The following is a 1377-nucleotide window of genomic DNA, read 5'->3' on the forward strand; positions in this document are numbered from 1 at the left end:
CCTTTGTTCGGAGGTATTCCCGCCACAGGTGCTATCGCCCGTACCATGACGAATATCAACAACGGGGGTAAGACACCGATAGCCGGAATCATTCATGCAGTAGTATTGCTGTTGATTCTGCTCTTCCTGATGCCACTCGCACAATATATTCCGATGGCATGCCTTGCCGGCGTACTGGTCATCGTATCTTACAACATGAGCGGATGGCGTGTATTCAGAGCTTTACTGAAGAATCCGAAATCGGACGTTACCGTACTGCTTATCACGTTCTTCCTGACCGTTATCTTCGACCTGACTGTCGCTATCGAGGTAGGATTGGTCATTGCCTGCGTCCTCTTTATGAAGCGTGTCATGGAGACTACCAAAATCTCGGTGATTACCGACGAGATTGACCCGAACAAGGCATAGAGGTATACGAAATCAACGGCCCTTATTTCTTCGGTATCGCTACCAAGTTTGAAGAGACAATGACACAACTGGGAGACCGCCCGAAAGTACGTATCATCCGTATGCGCAAGGTTCCGTTCATCGATTCCACAGGGATTCACAACCTGACTACTCTCTGCGAAATGTCACAGAAGGAAAAGACTACCGTTATCCTTTCCGGAGTCAACGAGAACGTGCATAATGTACTGGAAAAAGCCGGATTCTACGAACTACTGGGAAAAGAGAATATCTGCCCGAATATCAATGTAGCATTGGAAAGGGCAAAAAGCCTGGTAAAATAGTGCTGTTTATCAGCCACTTGTAAGCCTGTAAGCCATATATACCGTGCGTATTGGACATATAGATCCAATGTATACGGCATATATGACCTGTGTGTTGGATCTATATATCCAACACACAGCATCTATATCTCCTGCAAACAGGATATTATCATCATTTATTCTATCACGCTGACCTCTATTTGATACAACCTCTTCTATTTCAGAACCATATTCTTGTTTTTCTTATAATCCAGTGGACGGTTCATAATCTTCAGCTCTCTGAAAGCCTTCCTCAAGGAAGCATTCACAATGACCGAAGACGGTTTAACCTCCGGATTCACTATTGCCACATCATAAACCGACTGTTCCAGTTCACCATTCAGATAGATTTTCAACATTCCATTTTTCCAGCTTACAGCGTATACCTATACATACGTCGCAAGCCGGATAGATATTGATTACCAGAAACTGATTACAAAACGGGCTGCCACAGAATCACTTCTCCGGCAACCCTTCTTTCTTTAAATTAAAAAACAGAGAGAGTATGATGTCATTTACTCCTGACCTCCCCCCAAAGCACGGTATAGGTTAATTAAACTTTGTATTTCAGTAAAATGATTGACCGTCTGCGACAGTTGCGCACTAAGCAATGACTGCCGCGATGTAAGCA

1 protein-coding gene and 1 pseudogene are annotated in these 1377 nt (G+C 44.0%); one reads left to right on the forward strand and one right to left on the reverse strand.

Annotation, left to right across the window (positions count from 1 at the left end; all coding sequences use genetic code 11):
• Positions 1-728, forward strand: a pseudogene (locus AB5935_RS24835) (SulP family inorganic anion transporter); the annotation flags it as partial.
• A 194-nt stretch (positions 729-922) separates the two neighbouring features.
• On the opposite strand, the gene AB5935_RS24840 reads toward AB5935_RS24835, so the two are convergent.
• Positions 923-1105 carry a hypothetical protein gene (locus AB5935_RS24840; RefSeq protein ID WP_004324165.1) on the reverse strand — a complete coding sequence of 61 codons (183 nt, stop codon included), beginning with the start codon at positions 1103-1105 and terminating at the stop codon, positions 923-925.
• Positions 1106-1377: the final 272 nt, after the last annotated feature.

It is taken from the genome of Phocaeicola sp. RTP21198st1_B8_RTP21198_201120, assembly GCF_040929485.1.
GTDB lineage: Bacteria > Bacteroidota > Bacteroidia > Bacteroidales > Bacteroidaceae > Phocaeicola > Phocaeicola dorei.

What these genes read in the sequence shown, in the direction of transcription:
- AB5935_RS24840 (WP_004324165.1), bottom strand. Translation starts at nt 1,105, where the DNA reads ATGTTGAAAATCTATCTGAATGGTGAACTGGAACAGTCGGTTTATGAT.